Here is a 14,654-nt window from a genome sequence, read left to right as displayed (position 1 = left end):
AGAAAACGCCGCCCCTCGGGGAGGACCCGGCCGCCTTTCACGCGTCCTCCGCGCTCGCCGACGCGAAGACGGCCCGGTACGCCGGGTCCCGCCACAGCGTCCGGTGCGGGGCGACGGCGCGTACCCGGCCGCCGTCCAGCCACACCACGAGGTCCGCCCGGGCCGCGGAGGAGAGCCGGTGGGCGACGACCAGCCGGGTGCCCTGCCGCACGTCGTGGACCAGCGCCCGCTCGACCTGCCGCTGGGTGACGGTGTCCAGGCCGGACATGGCGTCGTCGAGGATCAGCAGCCGTCCCGCGTGGGCGAACGCCCGCGCCAGGCCGAGGCGCTGGAACTCGCCGCCGGACAGCGGTGCGTCGGCGAGAGGCGTGTCGTAGCCGGCGGGCAGCCGTACGACGAAGGCGTCCGCGCCGGCCGCGCGGGCGGCGGACCGCACCGCCTCCGGCGGCGCCGGGTCGACGCCGAACGCGATGGCAGCGCCGACCGTCGCCCCGAACAGGGCGGGCCGGCTGAAGGCGTACCCGACCTCCCGCCGCAACTGCCGGAACTCGACGCGGTCCAGGCGTACGCCGTCCAGCAGGACCTGCCCGGCGTCGGGGTCGACGAGCCGGCCCGCGACGGCGGCCAGCAGGGATTTGCCCGCACCCGACCGGCCGACCACGGCGGCGGTCGTCCCGCCGGGCACCCGCAGGTGGACGTCGTGCAGGACGACGGCGCCGTCCCGTACGACGCTGACGCCGCGCAGTTCGAGCGCGCCCGGCCCGTCGGCGGGCAGCGCCTCCGGGCCGTGCGGCAGCGCCGGGAGGGCGAGGAGCTCGGCGGTGCGACGGGCGGCGGCGCGCCCGCGGACCAGCCCGCCGAGAGCCGCGGCGACGGAGCCCACGCCGGCGGCGAGGGCCGCGTACCGCGAGGCGGCGACCAGGTCGCCCACGCCCAGGTCGCCGGAGGCCAGCCGGACGCCGCCGACGGCGAGGACGACGCTCACCAGGAGGGGCATCAGCACACCGCTGCGGGCTACGGCGCGGCCGTACACGAGCCACATCGTCCGTCCCTCGGCGCCCAGTTCGGGCAGGGTGGCGAGGATGCGCCGCTGCTCGCGCGCGGCGGTGCCGGCGGCGGCGATCGTCCGGGCGCCGGTCAGCGCCTCGACGAGACGGTCCGCCATGCCGGACTGCACCTGCTGGTAGCGCGAGACCGTGTGGGAGGAGGTGCGGGCGAAGGCCCTGAGCAGCAGGACGAGCAGCGGTACGCCGGCCAGGAAGGCGGCGGCCGTCCACAGGTCGATCAGGAGCAGGGCGACCAGGGCACCGAGGGGCGGGAGGACGGTGGCGAGCGCGCCCGCGGCGGTCGCCGGGACGGTGCCGGCCTCGGTGGCGTTGGCGGTCAGCCGGGTGGCGAGGTCCCCGGGGGCGAAGCGGGCCGCGGCCCGGTGCGGGGAGGCGGCGAGCAGGCGGCCGAGGGCGCGGTGGCGGAGCCAGGCGGTGGACCGGGCGTTGGTGGTGCCGGTCAGCAGGGCCACGAGGGCGTCGAGGGCGACCTCCGCGGCGATCAGCGCGGCGCACAGGGTGACCCAGCGCGGTGCTTCGGCGGACCCGGCGAGCAGCAGGTCGAGGCTTCTGCCGAGGACGGCCGGTTCGGCGAGGGCGGCCAGCGCGGCTGCCACGGAGCAGACCAGGACGGCCGCGGCGTGCCCCCCGCTGTGCCGGACGGCGCCCCACAGCACGCGGTCGGCCCCCTGCTTACCGGCGCCGGAGCCCGTCGTCCCGTTGCCGGGGCCGGTCGTCCCGTCGGCGGCTTCGGCATGGGGGGTCGTGCCGCCGGTCGGCGCGCCCCGGGGCGGTGGCGCGGAGGGCGGGTGCGCGGACACGCGCGGTCCGGCTTCCGGGTGCGGCGGGGAGGTCATGGGGAGCGGCGTCCTCCTCGTGCGGGACGGGCCGGTCCCGGGCGGTGTGCACCGCCCGGGACCGTCTGATCCGTTCGGCCGCGCGCATTCGGCACCGCGCGACCGGGTGGGTCAGTTACAGGTGGTGACGCTCAGGCTGCTGTCACCGCAGAGCAGCAGGCTCGCGCGGCTGCCCGTGGCGATGTCGCCCGTCGCCTCTTCCTTCGGGGTCTCCATCGACTGCAGGTCGAGAAGTGTCATGATCGATTCCTTTCGTTCGTGGGGACGGTGTGTTCTGTCTCGGCCCCTGGCTGGGGCCGGCTCGTGGGCCGCCGGAGCGGCGGGAGGAACGGCAGGTGCGCGTGTCCGTCGGACGAGGCGCTGCCGAGGGCGAGGAGGCAACCGGCGGTACCCGTGGCCAGGTCCATGGACAGCCGCATCATCTGCTCGCCGGGGAAGGCCAGATGTCCCTGGTACGGCACCGCGTGCCGGGCGAGGGCGTCGATCTGGCGCCGTACGTCGGAGGGGGCGGTGCCCGGGCCGGGCGCGGTGGTGCGGCTGAGGTACAGCACCATGCCGGCCGCGCCGCGGAAGAGCCCGGGCTGGGCGTAGAAGGTGGCCTGGGCGGCCCGTACGATGTCGCGCCGCGCCTGCTCGAAGGCGGCGTCGTCGCGGTGGGCGGCGTAGTCGTCGAGCACCATGCCGATGCCGACGCTCCCGGCGCCCAGGTACGGCATGGTCCGCCACCCCTCGTCGACCTGGAGGGTGCCGCCCGCGCTGGTGACGCAGCGGGCGAGGTCGCGCTTGAGCGCGTCGGCGGCCAGGTCCAGCAGCCCGCTGTCGCCGGTGCGTTCGTACAGGCGGAGGAAGAGGAGCGCGGGGCCGGACGCGCCGTACAGCAGCCCGGCCCGGGAGATGCCGGGAAGGGCGCGGGCGGCGAGGTCGGCGCAGCGGAGCGCGGCGTCCCGCATGCCGAGCGCGTCCAGGGCGAGGCCGAGGCCCGCGAGGCCGCCGTGCAGGTCGGGGGCGATGTCCTCCCAGGGCCGCTGGAGGGTGAGTTCGGCCAGTTCCCGGGCGCGTTCGGGGTGGCCGAGGCGGTCCAGGGTCCAGGCGACACCGGCGAGGCCGTCGTAGAAGCCGATGGGCGTACCGGACTCGGGTTCCTTGGTGCGGCGCAGCAGCCACTCCTCGGCCTCCGGGCAGGACCCGGCGTCCGTCTCCGCGAGGGCGTACAGGACGCCGGCGGTGCCGTAGCCGAAGGTCAGACCGCCGCCGGCGGCGGCGAACTGGGCGATGTCGCCGGGGAAGAAGCGGTCCTCGCGCCCGGGTGTGGCGGAGGCGAGTACCGCGCGGGCCATGGAGTCGCGGCTGCGCGGCCAGTCACCGGGCTCGACGGGCAGGTAGGGTCCGCTTCCGGTGTCCCCCGCGATCTCCCGGACCGCCTCGTCGAGGAAGGCGCGCGGCACGGGGAAGTGCGCGGCCGCGATGTCCGCGAGGTGCCGGGCCTTGCCGGGGTCCAGCGGGAAGAGGCTGGTCAGCGGCATGAACAGGGCGATCCGCAGGCACGCCAGGGCGTAGCGGTCGACGGCGAAGCCGCGCCGGTCGGGCGGGGCGACGAACGCCGGGTTGGCGACGGTCTGGCGGCGGCCCTCGTCGATGTGGGCGGCGGCCTCGAAGTCCAGCAGCGCCACGGACGTCTCGTCCTCGGACACCATGATGTTGAACAGGTGGAGGTCGTTGAAGACGACTCCGCGTGCGTGGACGGCGTCGACGGCCTCCTCCACCAGTCGGTGGATCCGCAGGGCCCACGCGGTGTAGTCGGCCAGCGACTCGGGCGTCGGGTCGGCCTCGATCAGCGGGTGCCGGCGGGCGAAGAAGGTGTTGAGGGGCTTGCCCTCCAGGAACTCCATCGCCAGGAAGTGGTGGTCGCCGAGGACGAAGGTCCCCTTCACCTCGGGGGTGTACGGCAGTCCGGCGAGCCGCTCCAGCGCGGTCTGCTCGCGCCGGAGCCGGGTGACCGCGTCGGCGCCGTCGGCGGCCAGACCGGCGTGCGGGCGGGCCTCCTTGAGGACGACCTTCTCGCCGGTGCGGCGGTCGTGGCCGACGTACACTCCCCCGCCGTTGGAGAAGTGGAGGGCGCTGTCGATGCCGTACGGGATGTCGGTGACCGTCACGGCCGCCCGTGCGTCGAGGTGGGGCCGGAGGAAGGCGGGAGGCTCGATCCAGTCGGGTATCTGGAAGACCGGCCCCCGCAGGTCGGGGACGAGGCGCCCGTCGGGGCGCTCGACGGCCGGGCACAGTTCGCCGTTCTCGCCGTAGCAGTGCCGCCGGGTGAAGCTGCCGTACCGGACGTACACCGGCCCCTCGCCCCAGCGGAGGTCGCTGAGGATGTACGGGCCGGGCTCCCCGTCGAGCAGCGCCGCCAGGTCGTCGGCGGTCCGGTGGCACTGTTCGTCGTCCGCCGGGTAGACGGTGATGAACTTGCCGCTGGCCGCGCGGTCGGCGTACTTGGCGTTGCGGGTGTGCAGCAGGTAGCGGCTCGGGACGAACTTGAAGGCGATGCCCCGGGCGAGGCAGTGCTCCATCACCCGGGAGAGGATCGTTTCGGCGTTGTCCAGGCACGCGGATATGTGGATCTTCCAGCCCTGGGCCGGCAGCGTGAGGTCGAGGGGGCGGAGGGCCAGCCAGTCACCGCTGCGGTGCCGGCGCCACCCTTCGGGAACCGGCGCGAGTGCCGCCTCGTACGGCGCGCCGCGGCGGTCGGTGCCCTCGGCGGACAGCCGGTACGGCGCGTCGTAGAAGTGGCGGTCCGCGTCGCAGAAGGTGGCGTAGCCCTTGATCACTCCTGCTCCCTCCATCAGCGACGGTGACGACGAGGAAGACGTTGTCATCCCGGGCCGGGGCGGCAACAGTCACAGGCGTCAGCAACCGGCCGTGCGGAACGCATGAGTAACCTGCCGCTTCCCCGGCCCGCCCTACGCCGCCGACCGGCCTTCCCTGGCGACCAGGACGAAGGAGTGGCCCGCCGGGTCGGCGTAGGTGCGCACGTCCCTCGGACCGGAGTTGTCCCTGGTCTCCACCGGCCGGGCACCGAGGGCGACCGCCTCGCGCTCCGCCTCGTCCATGTCGTCCTCGGCCACCAGGATGTGCAGGTGCGCCTGTTGTGAGTCGTCGGGGCGGGGCCAGCTCGGCGGCGCGTAGCCGTGGTCACGCCGGACGGCCACGCACACACCGTCGTTGCCGACCACTTCGATGAAGTCGGGATCGGTTCCGCGCCGGGTGCGGGCGCCGAGGAGGCCGGCGTAGAACTCCGCGAGGGCCTCGGGCTCGGCGCTGTCGAGGACCAGGACACTGCTCTTGGGTACGGTCATGCACCCCTTGTGCCCGCAACCGGGTCGCCCATCACGCGCCTGGTTCCCGGTCACGACACGCGCACCTACACTGATCCCCCTCCAGCCGGTTGGCGGCCTGGTAGAACGCACAGAGCCGAACCGATCCGAGCCGATCCGGTGCAGTAGGGAGCCAGCGAGTGTTCTACTACCTGCTCAAATACGTTGTCCTCGGCCCGGTGCTGCGGCTGTTGTTCCGGCCGAGGACCGAGGGTCTGGAACACGTCCCGGAGGACGGTGCCGCGATCGTCGCGGGGAACCACCTGTCCTTCTCCGACCACTTCCTGATGCCCGTGGTTTTGAAGCGGCGCATCACGTTCCTGGCGAAGCAGGAGTACTTCACGGGCCCCGGCGTCAAGGGCCGGCTGACCGCCGCGTTCTTCCGCAGCGCCGGGCAGATCCCGGTGGACCGCTCCGGCAAGGAGGCCGGGCAGGCGGCGATCCGCGAGGGGCTCGGGGTGCTGGCCCGGGACGAGCTGCTGGGGATCTACCCGGAGGGCACCCGCTCGCACGACGGGCGGCTCTACAAGGGCAAGGTCGGGGTGGCGGTCATGGCGCTGAAGGCGGGCGTGCCGGTGATCCCGTGCGCGATGGTCGGGACGTTCGAGATCCAGCCGCCCGGTCAGGTGGTGCCCAAAATCAAACGGGTGAGGATCCGCTTCGGCGAGCCGCTGGACTTCTCCCGGTACGCGGGGATGGAGAACGACCGGACGGTGCTGCGGGCCGTCACCGACGAGATCATGTACCGCATCCTGGCGCTGTCCGGCCAGGAGTACGTGGACGACTACGCGGTCAAGGTGAAGGAGGCCGAACAGGCCGCCGAGCGGCGGAAGTTCCGGAGGTTCCGCCGCTGACCCGGCGCGGCGCCGGGCGACCGCCGGCGGGTATCGTCGGGCCGCACGCGGCGAAGCGCTCCCGGCGGAGGGGACATCGGTGGACGACCACGCGACCTACGACAAGTTGATCGGCCTGCTCGACGAGCGCGGGGCGGTCTACCGGATCATCGAGCACGAGCCGGAGGGCGCGACGGACGCGGTCAACGCGTTGCGCGGCAACCGGCCGGGCCAGTCCGCCAAGTGCATCGTCGTGATGGTCAAGACGGGCAAGAAGACGAAGCGGTACGTCCTGGCCGTGGTGCCGGGAGACCGGCGGGTCGACCTGGGCGCCGTGAAGGCGCTGCTGGGCGGCGGGTACGCCGGGTTCGCGACGCCCGAGGTGGCGGAGCGGCTGGCGGGCAGCCCGAGCGGCACCATCCTGCCGTTCTCCTTCGACCCGGAGCTGGAACCGGTCGTCGACCCGGCGCTCCTGGAGGAGGACGAGCTGTTCTTCAACGCGGCGCGGCTGGACCGCTCGCTGGCCCTGCGGACGGCGGACTACGTGGCGATCGCCGAGCCCCGCACGGCCCGGATCGCGCAGGCGCTCTGACGCGCGGGACGCGCGGACCGGCACGGAGTTCACACTCGGCGGGCATGGGACCGGCACGACGGGCAACAAGGACCTTCACAAGTCCACGTCGAGCAGGGAGAGTTGACATGGCCGGTTACGGCACCAGCAGTGCGCACGGGCAGGCGCAGTCCCGTACGAACGGTCTCGCCATCGCCGGGCTCGTCTGCGGCATCGTCGGCGTGCTGTTCTTCAACATCATCCTCGGGCCGCTCGCCATCATCTTCGGTGCGGTCGCCCTGAAGCAGGCCAAGGCCGGCCGGGGCGGTGCCGGCATGGCGAAGGCGGCGATCGCCCTCGGTATCGTCGACCTGATCGTCTTCGCCATCCTGGTGGCCGTCGCGGCGTCGTCCGGCGGCTTCACCTGGTACGTCGGCGGCTGACGCGCCCATGTCGGCGACCGGCTCGTACGAGTCGGCGGCCGCCGGCACGGTCCGTCGTGAGCCGCCGCCCCCGCCGTCACAGGGCCGCCCGTGCCTCGTCCAGGACGCGCCGCAGGCGCAGCGCGTCCGGGGCGACCGCGGTCACCAGGACGGCCGGCCCGGCCAGCGGTGTGAGGGCCGCCGAGTCCCCGATGAGCCGGGGCTCGGCGGCCTTCTCGTCGTGGGCCGGGTCCACCACGAGGAGCTGGCCGACGGCCCGGTTCCCCGCCAGGACCGCTCCGCCGTCCCAGCCGCCGGGCGCCCCCGGACCGTAGGAGAGTTCCTGGTCCAGCAGGAGGCGCCCGGCGCGCCGGACGGTGAGCCGCGTGGTGAGGGTGCCGGGCTCCTCGCCGTGCCGGCCGAGGACCTGTTCCTCGCGCAGCACGAGCCGGGCGCCGGCGGCCAGGTCGACCGTCGTCCGCATCCGCAGGTCCGAGCCGTACGCGGAGACCAGCTGCTCCGGCAGCCAGCACAGCTCCGCTCCCTCGCCGACCGCCAGGCGCACGTCGTAGCGGGCGTGCCCGGCGTTCCGGCCCGGCAGGGCGACCGTGGCGGCCGCCGCGTCGACGGTGAGCCGTGCCCCGTCCCGTACCTCCGCCTCGACGGCGAGCCGGTCACCGCCGAGCGGCGCGGTCATCGCGCCCACGACGGTGACCCGCGTGTACGGGCCGGCCGCCCGGGTGCGGCGCAGGGCGAGCGGCCCGTCGCTCACCAGCACGGGGAGCCCCGCGGGGGTGGCGACGATCCGGGCGGTGGCGTGGACGCTCATGCCGTGGCGGTCCAGGCGGCGAGCCGGGCCCGCACCCAGTCGGCGACCGGGCCGACGCCCCGCTCGCCGCGCAGCGAGGTGAAGGCGACGGGCAGGTCGCCGCGCTGCTCCTTGGCGTCGTGGGCCATCCGCTCCAGGTCGGACCCGACGTAGGGGGCGAGGTCGGTCTTGTTGACGACGAGCAGGTCGGCGGTGGTGACGCCGGGGCCGCCCTTGCGCGGGATGTCGTCCCCGCCCGCCACGTCGATCACGAAGATCTGCGCGTCGACGAGCCCCTTGGAGAAGGTGGCGGTGAGGTTGTCGCCGCCGGACTCGACCAGGATGAGGTCGAGCGGGCCGACCGCGTCCTCCAGGTCCTCGACCGCTTCGAGATTGGCGGAGATGTCGTCGCGGATGGCGGTGTGCGGGCAGGCGCCGGTCTCGACGGCCTGGATGCGCTCGGGCGGCAGGACCGCGTTGCGCAGCAGGAACTCGGCGTCCTCCCGGGTGTAGATGTCGTTGGTGACGACGGCCAGGGACAGCTGGTCGCGCAGCTCCCGGCAGAGGGCGGCGACGGTGGCGGTCTTGCCGGAGCCGACGGGGCCGCCGAGGCCGATGCGCAGGGCGCGGCGGGTGCCGTCGGGGCGGTGGGCGTCGGCGCCGACGGCGGCGGGGCCGTCGTGGCTGTGGTCGAGGTGCATGGTCGTCCTTGTCTCGTGGAGGCGGGCCGGGTACCGGCGGCGGGCGGCTTCGTCAGGAGGCGAAGAGGCGTACGGGCCAGGCCGCGTGCTGCTCGGCGGTGATGTCGAGCAGCGGCGCGGACGCGGCGGGCAGCGCGTCGATCCCCTCGCGGGCGGCGCTCGCGGCCCGTTCGGCCACCTGGTCCATCTCGGGTGCGAGGCGGGCCAGGACGGCGGTGGCCCGGAAGGGGTCGAGGCTCAGCAGGCGGACGGCCGCCGTGGCGGGGCCGCTGACGGTCTCGTACGCCACGCAGTGCGCGGCGTCCTCCGGGCCGAGGCCCGCCGCCCGGGCGGCCAGCCCGAGGACCACCGGCTGGTGGGCCCCGCGCGGGAACGCCCGCGCGAGGGCGTCGAGTTCGGGGCCGGGCCAGGTGGCGCGGGCGGCCCGCAGCATCTGGCGGCCGAGCCTGCGGGCGGTGGCGCGCAGGGCGGGGGACGGGGTCCGGGCGTCGGCGGCCTCGTCGAGCGCGGCGGGGTCGTGGCCGAGGGCGGCCGCGGCGGCGAGGCCGGCGGAGGTGAGCCCGCTGGTGTGCAGGCGGCCCCGGCAGAAGGTCTCCAGGTCGCGGGCGTCCCGGATGCGTCCCGCCTTGACGGCCGCTTCTGCGCCGCCGGAGTGGGCGTGGCCACCGGCGGGGAACCGGCCGTCGGCGAGGACGAGCAGGGCGGCACGGGTCATCGCGTACTCACTAGAAGAGGAAGTAGCGCTGGGCCATGGGCAGTTCGGCGGCGGGTGCCGGGTCGACCGGTTCGCCGTCGATCGTCACCGTGAAGGTGTCGGCGTCCACCTCGACGCGCGGCAGGGCGTCGTTCTCGCGCATGTCGGCCTTGGTGACGCCCCGGGTGCTGGTGATGGCACGGAACTCCTTGGCCAGCCCGAGGCGTTCGGGCAGACCGTCGTCGAGGGCGGCCCGGGTGACGAAGTTGAACGAGCCGGCCGCGGCCGCCGCGCCGAGTGCGCCGAACATGGGGCGGGGCATGACCGGCTGGGGCGTGGGAATGGAGGCGTTGGCGTCGCCCATCTGCGCGTAAGCGATCTGGCCGCCCTTGATCACGGTCTGCGGCTTGACGCCGAAGAACGCCGGCTCCCACAGGACGAGGTCGGCGAGCTTGCCGGTCTCGACGGAGCCGATCTCCCGGTCGAGGCCCTGGGCGACGGCCGGGTTGATCGTGTACTTGGCGACGTAGCGGCGTGCGCGGTGGTTGTCGGCGCGGCCGTCGCCCGGCAGCGCGCCCCGGCGCTTCTTCATGACGTGCGCGGTCTGCCAGGTCCGCAGGATCACCTCGCCGACGCGTCCCATGGCCTGCGAGTCGGAGGAGATGATCGAGATGGCGCCCAGGTCATGGAGGATGTCCTCGGCCGCGATGGTCGAGGGGCGGATGCGGGACTCGGCGAAGGCCAGGTCCTCGGGAACGGCCGGGTTGAGGTGGTGGCACACCATGAGCATGTCGAGGTGCTCGTCGAGGGTGTTGACGGTGTGCGGGCGGGTCGGGTTGGTGGAGCTGGGCAGGACGTACGGCTCGGAGACGACGGTGATGATGTCGGGGGCGTGACCGCCGCCCGCGCCCTCGGTGTGGTACGCGTGGATGGTGCGGCCCGCGATGGCGGCGAGGGTGTCGCCGACGAATCCGGCCTCGTTGAGGGTGTCGGTGTGGATGGCGAGCTGGGCGCCGGACTCCTCGCAGACCCGCAGGCACGCGTCGATGGCCGCGGGGGTGGCCCCCCAGTCCTCGTGGATCTTGAACCCCAGGGCGCCGCCCCGCAGTTGGGAGCGCATGGCCTCGTGCGAGACGGTGTTGCCCTTGCCCAGCAGGCCGATGTTGACGGGGTACGTCTCCAGCGCCTGGAACATCCGGGCGAGGTGCCAGGGGCCGGGGGTGACGGTGGTGGCCTTGGTGCCTTCGGCGGGCCCGGTGCCGCCGCCGACGAGGGTGGTGGTGCCGGAGGTGAGCGCCTGCTCGACGACGGTCGGCGAGATGAAGTGGATGTGCGCGTCGACGGCGCCGGCGGTGACGATCTTGCCGTTGCCGGCGATGATCTCCGTCTCGGGTCCGATGACGAGGTCCGGGTGGACGCCGTCCATGGTGTCGGGGTTGCCGGCCTTGCCGATGCCGGTGATCCGGCCGTCGCGGATGCCGATGTCGGCCTTGACGACGCCCCAGTGGTCGAGGATGACGGCACCGGTGATGACGGTGTCCGGGGCGCCCTCGGCGCGGGTGGCGCGGGACTGGCCCATGGACTCGCGGATCACCTTGCCGCCGCCGAACACCGCCTCGTCGCCCCCGCGTCCCGGTCCGCCGGACCGGTCCTCCTCGATCTCGACCAGCAGGTCGGTGTCGGCGAGCCGGATGCGGTCGCCCGTGGTGGGGCCGAAGAGGTCGGCGTACACGGGCCGGGTCAGTTCAGCCATCGAGGGGGCCTCCGGTCTGTCCGCGCAGGCCCGGGACGACGCGCAGCCCGGCGAGCGGTACGAGTTCGACGTCGACCGGGATGCCCGGCTCGAAGCGTACGGCGGTACCGGCGGCGATGTTGAGCCGCAGGCCGTGCGCGGCCGGACGGTCGAAGTCGAGCCCGGGGTTCACCTCGGCGAAGTGGTAGTGGGAGCCGACCTGGACGGGCCGGTCCGCGGCGTTGAGGACGGTGAGGCGGGTGACGGGGCGGCCCTCGTTGAGGGGGACGGTCCCGTCCGCGTGCAGGATCTCTCCGGGGATCATCGGTGCCGTGCCCCGTCAGATGATCGGGTCGTGGACGGTGACGAGCTTGGTGCCGTCGGGGAAGGTGGCCTCGACCTGGACGTCGTGGATCATCTCGGGGATGCCGTCCATGACGTCGTCGCGGGTGAGCACCTTGCGGCCGGACGTCATGAGTTCGGCGACGGTGTGGCCGTCGCGGGCGCCCTCCAGGATGTGGGAGGTGATGAGGGCGACGGCCTCGGGGTGGTTGAGCCGCACACCGCGTGCCCTGCGCTTCTCCGCCACGTCGGCGGCGACATGGATGAGCAGTCGTTCCTGCTCGTGCGGGGTCAGTTGCACGTTTCACCTCACAGTCTCCCGCCCGATGTGATCCCGGGCGCAGCGGGACCCTATCCGGCTTCAACACCTTGTTGACCTGCGAGAACGAGTGTCGCGCAGAGATATTTCAATCTCTGGCAGAAGTTTTTCCGGCAGGTTAACCGGCGCTTTGCCCGCCCATGGACATCAGGCGCGCGCGGGTCCGCGGAGGGGGCCGGCCCGGCGGCCGGCGGTGTACGAGGACCCTGCCGGGTCGCCGGACGCGGTGGCCTCCACCGCGGCGGACGGTGGCGGGGCCGTCATCACGTCCGGGCGGTCGGCGGCCCCGGGAGCCCGGACCCGAACACCTGGGCGGCGGCCGGCTCACCGTGGCCGGCTGAGCCCCCGCTCGGTCGGCGGCCCGGCAGCCCCCGGGCGCGTGACCGCGCTCCGCGACGCTCCCGACCTCGTTGCACGAGCCCGGCGCGACGGATGCGCATGCCTCTACGCCGGCGCGGGCGCTCCGGGTCCTTGACGGCGGGCGGCGCGCAAGGCGCGTGACGGTTTCTCAGGACCGGGACTCGGAACCGCCCCGGCTCTCCCCCGGACGGGCCCAGAGGTACGAGAAACGCTCCCCCGTTCAGCGTACGCAACCGGACGAATTTCGGGCGGCGCGACTTGCGCGCCCGCCGTACACATCTGGCGGAACATCAGGTTCCATCGCTGGTACGGGGATCGCCGATGCCACCCCACCGGGCACCAAATCAGCCCTGTCCACCCGAATGGATCAGTCGTGAGGAGCCTCACAAAAGGCCGTTTCGACTCGGAATTTCACCCTTGCATGGGTCAAGATCCCAGTCGACGACAAGCCCCCGCCGCCGCGGCGGGGCGGTCCGGGCGGACGCCGAGTCCTGCCGCCGCCCGGATGACTGGTCGACAGGAGTGGATCGGCAGGAGTGGAGGACCCGAGCAGTACGGGTGACCGAATCGATGTTCGTCCCATCGGTCGCCCTTGGGGTGAAGCCGCGCGAGCGGCCGGGCAACTTCGCCAGCCCGAACCCGACAGGTCATCCTTCACAGGCGGCTGACGAAGGGTTGCGCAATGACCGCGCAGATTCATGTCCCGTCCCTGCTGTCCCGGGCCGGTGCCGTCTCGGCACTCGCCCTCGCCGCCGTCGGCGGCCAGATGCTGGCGCCCGGCGCCGTGACCGAGGCGCAGGCCGCCCCGGCGCACGGCACCAAGGCCCTGAACATCGCCGCGTCCAAGAAGGGCGCACCGTACAAGTACGGAGCGGCGGGCCCGTCCCGGTTCGACTGCTCCGGCCTCACCCTGTACTCGTACAAGAAGGCCGGCAAGACGCTGCCGCGCACGGCGCAGCAGCAGTACAACAAGACCCGCCACATCTCGGCGTCCAGCCGGACGAAGGGCGACCTCGTGTTCTTCCACCGGGGAAGCAGCGTCTACCACGTCGGTATCTACGCGGGTAATAACAAGATCTGGCACTCGCCGAAGTCAGGATCGGTCGTGAAGCTGGACAAGATCTGGTCGAAGTCGGTCTGGTACGGAAGGGTCCGCTGAGCCCAGCGGGAATGAGCGGCGGTGCGGGGGTACTCGTGGGCCATGTCCGGCGAGATCCCCCGCCCCGCGCGTAACGAGACGCCCCTGGAGCGGGCCGACCGCAACTTCGCCGAGCTGCTCCAGGAGCTGCGCGTCACCCAGACGGGCGTCCAGATCCTGTTCGCCTTCCTGCTGACGCTGGCCTTCACGCCGCGCTTCACCTCGCTCGATTCCTACCAGCGGGGCACGTACGTCCTGACGCTGCTGCTCTCGGTGGTGGCGGCCGCCCTGCTGACCGCCCCCGCCGCCCTGCACCGCACGCTCTTCCAGCAGGGCGCCAAGGCCCGCATCGTCGCCGTGTCGTCCCAGCTGGCGAAGATCGGGCTCGCCGTCCTGGCGCTGGCCCTCACCTCGTCCGTGTCGCTGGTCGTCGACGTGGTGCACGGCCGCCCGGAGGGGCTCGCGGCGGGCGCGTTCACCCTGCTGGTGTGCGCCGGCCTGTGGGGGCTGCTCCCCCGCCTGGTGCGGCGCCGTCTGGGCATCCGGTCACCGGCGCGGCCGGCGCCGGCACGTCCGGGACGGCGCTTCCGCCGCCGGTGACGCCGGGAGGGCGGGACGGGGCCGGGACTCCGGCCGAGGTCAGGACTGGACCGGGGCGGTCCACGGGAGGGCGATCCAGACGGTCTTGCCGCCCTCCGGGGTCGGGGTGACCGAGAGGCGACCGCCGCACTCCGCCGCGAGCCAGCGGATGATGACCATGCCGCGGCCGTTGTCCTGCTGGACGGCCGCGGGAAGCCGCTGCGGCCAGCGCGGGTGGCTGTCGGTGACGCCGATGCGCAGCCGCTCGTCGCGCTCCAGCCGGACGTCCACGGTGAATGTCGGCGACTTGCCGAAGGTGTGCTGGACGGCGTTGGTGGCGAGCTCCGAGACGATCAGCCGGACCGTGTCCGCCGTGTCCGCGCCGTCGGGCAGGCCCCACTCCGTGAGGACGTCCGCCACGTATCTTCTGGCGGCGGACACCGAGACGGGATCGCTCGGCAGGGTGACGGATGCTTCCTGATGGTCTGCCATGACGACGCCGTCCCTTTCCCACCGGGGCCGGACTCCGACACGTACCGGATGCTCTGTGAGGACGGCCTCGGATTGCGCTTCGCGCCAGACTGCCACTTATGTCACCCCCGATGGGGGCGATCCACCAAGATCTGCATATATCTGTCGCTCGAAGCGGTGACCTCTGCTACGCGAGACCGGATGTGGGCGGCAAACTGAGGGGTCGGCTTCACGGGGGCAGGATGCGGGCACGCGAGGCACGCGGCACGGCCCGGCGGAGCGTCGGCTCAAGCTGGGCGAGGAGTTGCGCGGGCTGCGCCTGGCCGCGGGCCTCACCAGCCGCGACGCCGCGCGGCTGGTGGGGTGGCACCAGTCGAAGGTGAGCCGGATCGAGACGGGTGCGAGCGGGGTGCCTCCTTCGTCACCTCTGTGAA

The 14,654-nt window shown here is 73.5% G+C and carries 16 protein-coding genes, 1 pseudogene and 1 riboswitch; of the genes and pseudogenes, 6 read left to right on the top strand and 11 right to left on the bottom strand.

Annotation, left to right across the window (positions count from 1 at the left end):
- Positions 1–37: 37 nt before the first annotated feature.
- The 4 genes from AC07DW_RS09895 to AC07DW_RS09880 form a co-directional block, all read right to left on the bottom strand.
- Positions 38–1,903, bottom strand: a complete 1,866-nt coding sequence (locus AC07DW_RS09895) for an ABC transporter ATP-binding protein (RefSeq protein WP_478857126.1) — start codon at positions 1,901–1,903, stop codon at positions 38–40.
- 111 nt (positions 1,904–2,014) lie between these two features.
- On the bottom strand, positions 2,015–2,143 hold the full coding sequence (locus AC07DW_RS09890) for a SapB/AmfS family lanthipeptide (protein WP_073755677.1): 129 nt from the start codon (positions 2,141–2,143) through the stop codon (positions 2,015–2,017).
- On the bottom strand, positions 2,140–4,740 hold the full coding sequence (lanKC, locus tag AC07DW_RS09885; RefSeq protein ID WP_478857125.1) for a class III lanthionine synthetase LanKC: 2,601 nt from the start codon (positions 4,738–4,740) through the stop codon (positions 2,140–2,142). Before lanKC ends, AC07DW_RS09890 begins: the two co-directional genes overlap by 4 nt.
- Before the next feature lie 117 nt (positions 4,741–4,857).
- Positions 4,858–5,253: a VOC family protein gene (locus AC07DW_RS09880; protein ID WP_478857124.1), complete on the bottom strand. Its 396-nt coding sequence runs from the start codon at positions 5,251–5,253 to the stop codon at positions 4,858–4,860.
- Between the two features lie 158 nt (positions 5,254–5,411).
- Here AC07DW_RS09880 and AC07DW_RS09875 point away from each other — a divergent pair, with 158 nt between their 5' ends.
- The 3 genes from AC07DW_RS09875 to AC07DW_RS09865 all read left to right on the top strand — a co-directional run bounded on the left by AC07DW_RS09875 (position 5,412) and on the right by AC07DW_RS09865 (position 7,097).
- The gene (locus AC07DW_RS09875) at positions 5,412–6,125 is read left to right on the top strand and encodes a lysophospholipid acyltransferase family protein (protein WP_478857123.1); all 714 of its coding nucleotides are present in this window, start codon (positions 5,412–5,414) and stop codon (positions 6,123–6,125) included.
- 79 nt (positions 6,126–6,204) lie between these two features.
- Positions 6,205–6,696: a YbaK/EbsC family protein gene (locus AC07DW_RS09870; RefSeq protein WP_478857122.1), complete on the top strand. Its 492-nt coding sequence runs from the start codon at positions 6,205–6,207 to the stop codon at positions 6,694–6,696.
- Between the two features lie 107 nt (positions 6,697–6,803).
- Positions 6,804–7,097 (top strand): DUF4190 domain-containing protein, encoded by a 294-nt coding sequence (locus AC07DW_RS09865; RefSeq protein ID WP_478857121.1) that lies wholly within the window; start codon positions 6,804–6,806, stop codon positions 7,095–7,097.
- 76 nt (positions 7,098–7,173) lie between these two features.
- Here the strand turns inward: AC07DW_RS09865 and AC07DW_RS09860 are convergent, their stop codons facing one another.
- Genes AC07DW_RS09860 through AC07DW_RS09835 form a run of 6 tightly spaced genes read right to left on the bottom strand, consistent with a single transcriptional unit; the run spans position 7,174 to position 11,654 of the window.
- Complete coding sequence (locus AC07DW_RS09860) at positions 7,174–7,905, bottom strand: urease accessory protein UreD (protein WP_478857120.1); 732 nt, start codon at positions 7,903–7,905, stop codon at positions 7,174–7,176.
- Positions 7,902–8,585, bottom strand: coding sequence for an urease accessory protein UreG (ureG, locus tag AC07DW_RS09855; protein ID WP_478857119.1), 684 nt, complete (start codon positions 8,583–8,585; stop codon positions 7,902–7,904). Before ureG ends, AC07DW_RS09860 begins: the two co-directional genes overlap by 4 nt.
- A 52-nt stretch (positions 8,586–8,637) precedes the next feature.
- The gene (locus AC07DW_RS09850) at positions 8,638–9,300 is read right to left on the bottom strand and encodes an urease accessory protein UreF (protein ID WP_478857118.1); all 663 of its coding nucleotides are present in this window, start codon (positions 9,298–9,300) and stop codon (positions 8,638–8,640) included.
- 10 nt (positions 9,301–9,310) lie between these two features.
- Positions 9,311–11,032, bottom strand: coding sequence for an urease subunit alpha (locus AC07DW_RS09845; RefSeq protein WP_478857117.1), 1,722 nt, complete (start codon positions 11,030–11,032; stop codon positions 9,311–9,313).
- On the bottom strand, positions 11,025–11,336 hold the full coding sequence (locus AC07DW_RS09840; protein WP_478857116.1) for an urease subunit beta: 312 nt from the start codon (positions 11,334–11,336) through the stop codon (positions 11,025–11,027). Before AC07DW_RS09840 ends, AC07DW_RS09845 begins: the two co-directional genes overlap by 8 nt.
- A 15-nt stretch (positions 11,337–11,351) precedes the next feature.
- Positions 11,352–11,654 (bottom strand): urease subunit gamma, encoded by a 303-nt coding sequence (locus tag AC07DW_RS09835; RefSeq protein WP_478857115.1) that lies wholly within the window; start codon positions 11,652–11,654, stop codon positions 11,352–11,354.
- Positions 11,655–12,536: 882 nt separating this feature from the next.
- A riboswitch (cyclic di-AMP (ydaO/yuaA leader) is annotated at positions 12,537–12,710 on the top strand.
- A gap of 4 nt (positions 12,711–12,714) precedes the next feature.
- Here AC07DW_RS09835 and AC07DW_RS09830 point away from each other — a divergent pair.
- A complete protein-coding gene (locus AC07DW_RS09830; protein WP_478857114.1) occupies positions 12,715–13,191 on the top strand; it encodes a C40 family peptidase in 477 nt (158 codons plus the stop codon).
- 42 nt (positions 13,192–13,233) lie between these two features.
- Entirely contained in the window at positions 13,234–13,770 is a 537-nt protein-coding gene (locus AC07DW_RS09825; protein ID WP_478857113.1) for a DUF6328 family protein, read from the top strand.
- A gap of 39 nt (positions 13,771–13,809) precedes the next feature.
- Here the strand turns inward: AC07DW_RS09825 and AC07DW_RS09820 are convergent, their stop codons facing one another.
- The gene (locus AC07DW_RS09820) at positions 13,810–14,241 is read right to left on the bottom strand and encodes an ATP-binding protein (RefSeq protein ID WP_478857112.1); all 432 of its coding nucleotides are present in this window, start codon (positions 14,239–14,241) and stop codon (positions 13,810–13,812) included.
- A gap of 271 nt (positions 14,242–14,512) precedes the next feature.
- On the opposite strand from AC07DW_RS09820, the pseudogene AC07DW_RS09815 reads away from it, so the two are divergent.
- Positions 14,513–14,641, top strand: a pseudogene (locus AC07DW_RS09815) (helix-turn-helix domain-containing protein); the annotation flags it as partial.
- Between the last annotated feature and the right edge of the window lie 13 nt (positions 14,642–14,654).

This window comes from Streptomyces sp. NPDC045701 (assembly GCF_056432045.1).
This window is presented reverse-complemented; position numbering and strand designations above follow the sequence as displayed.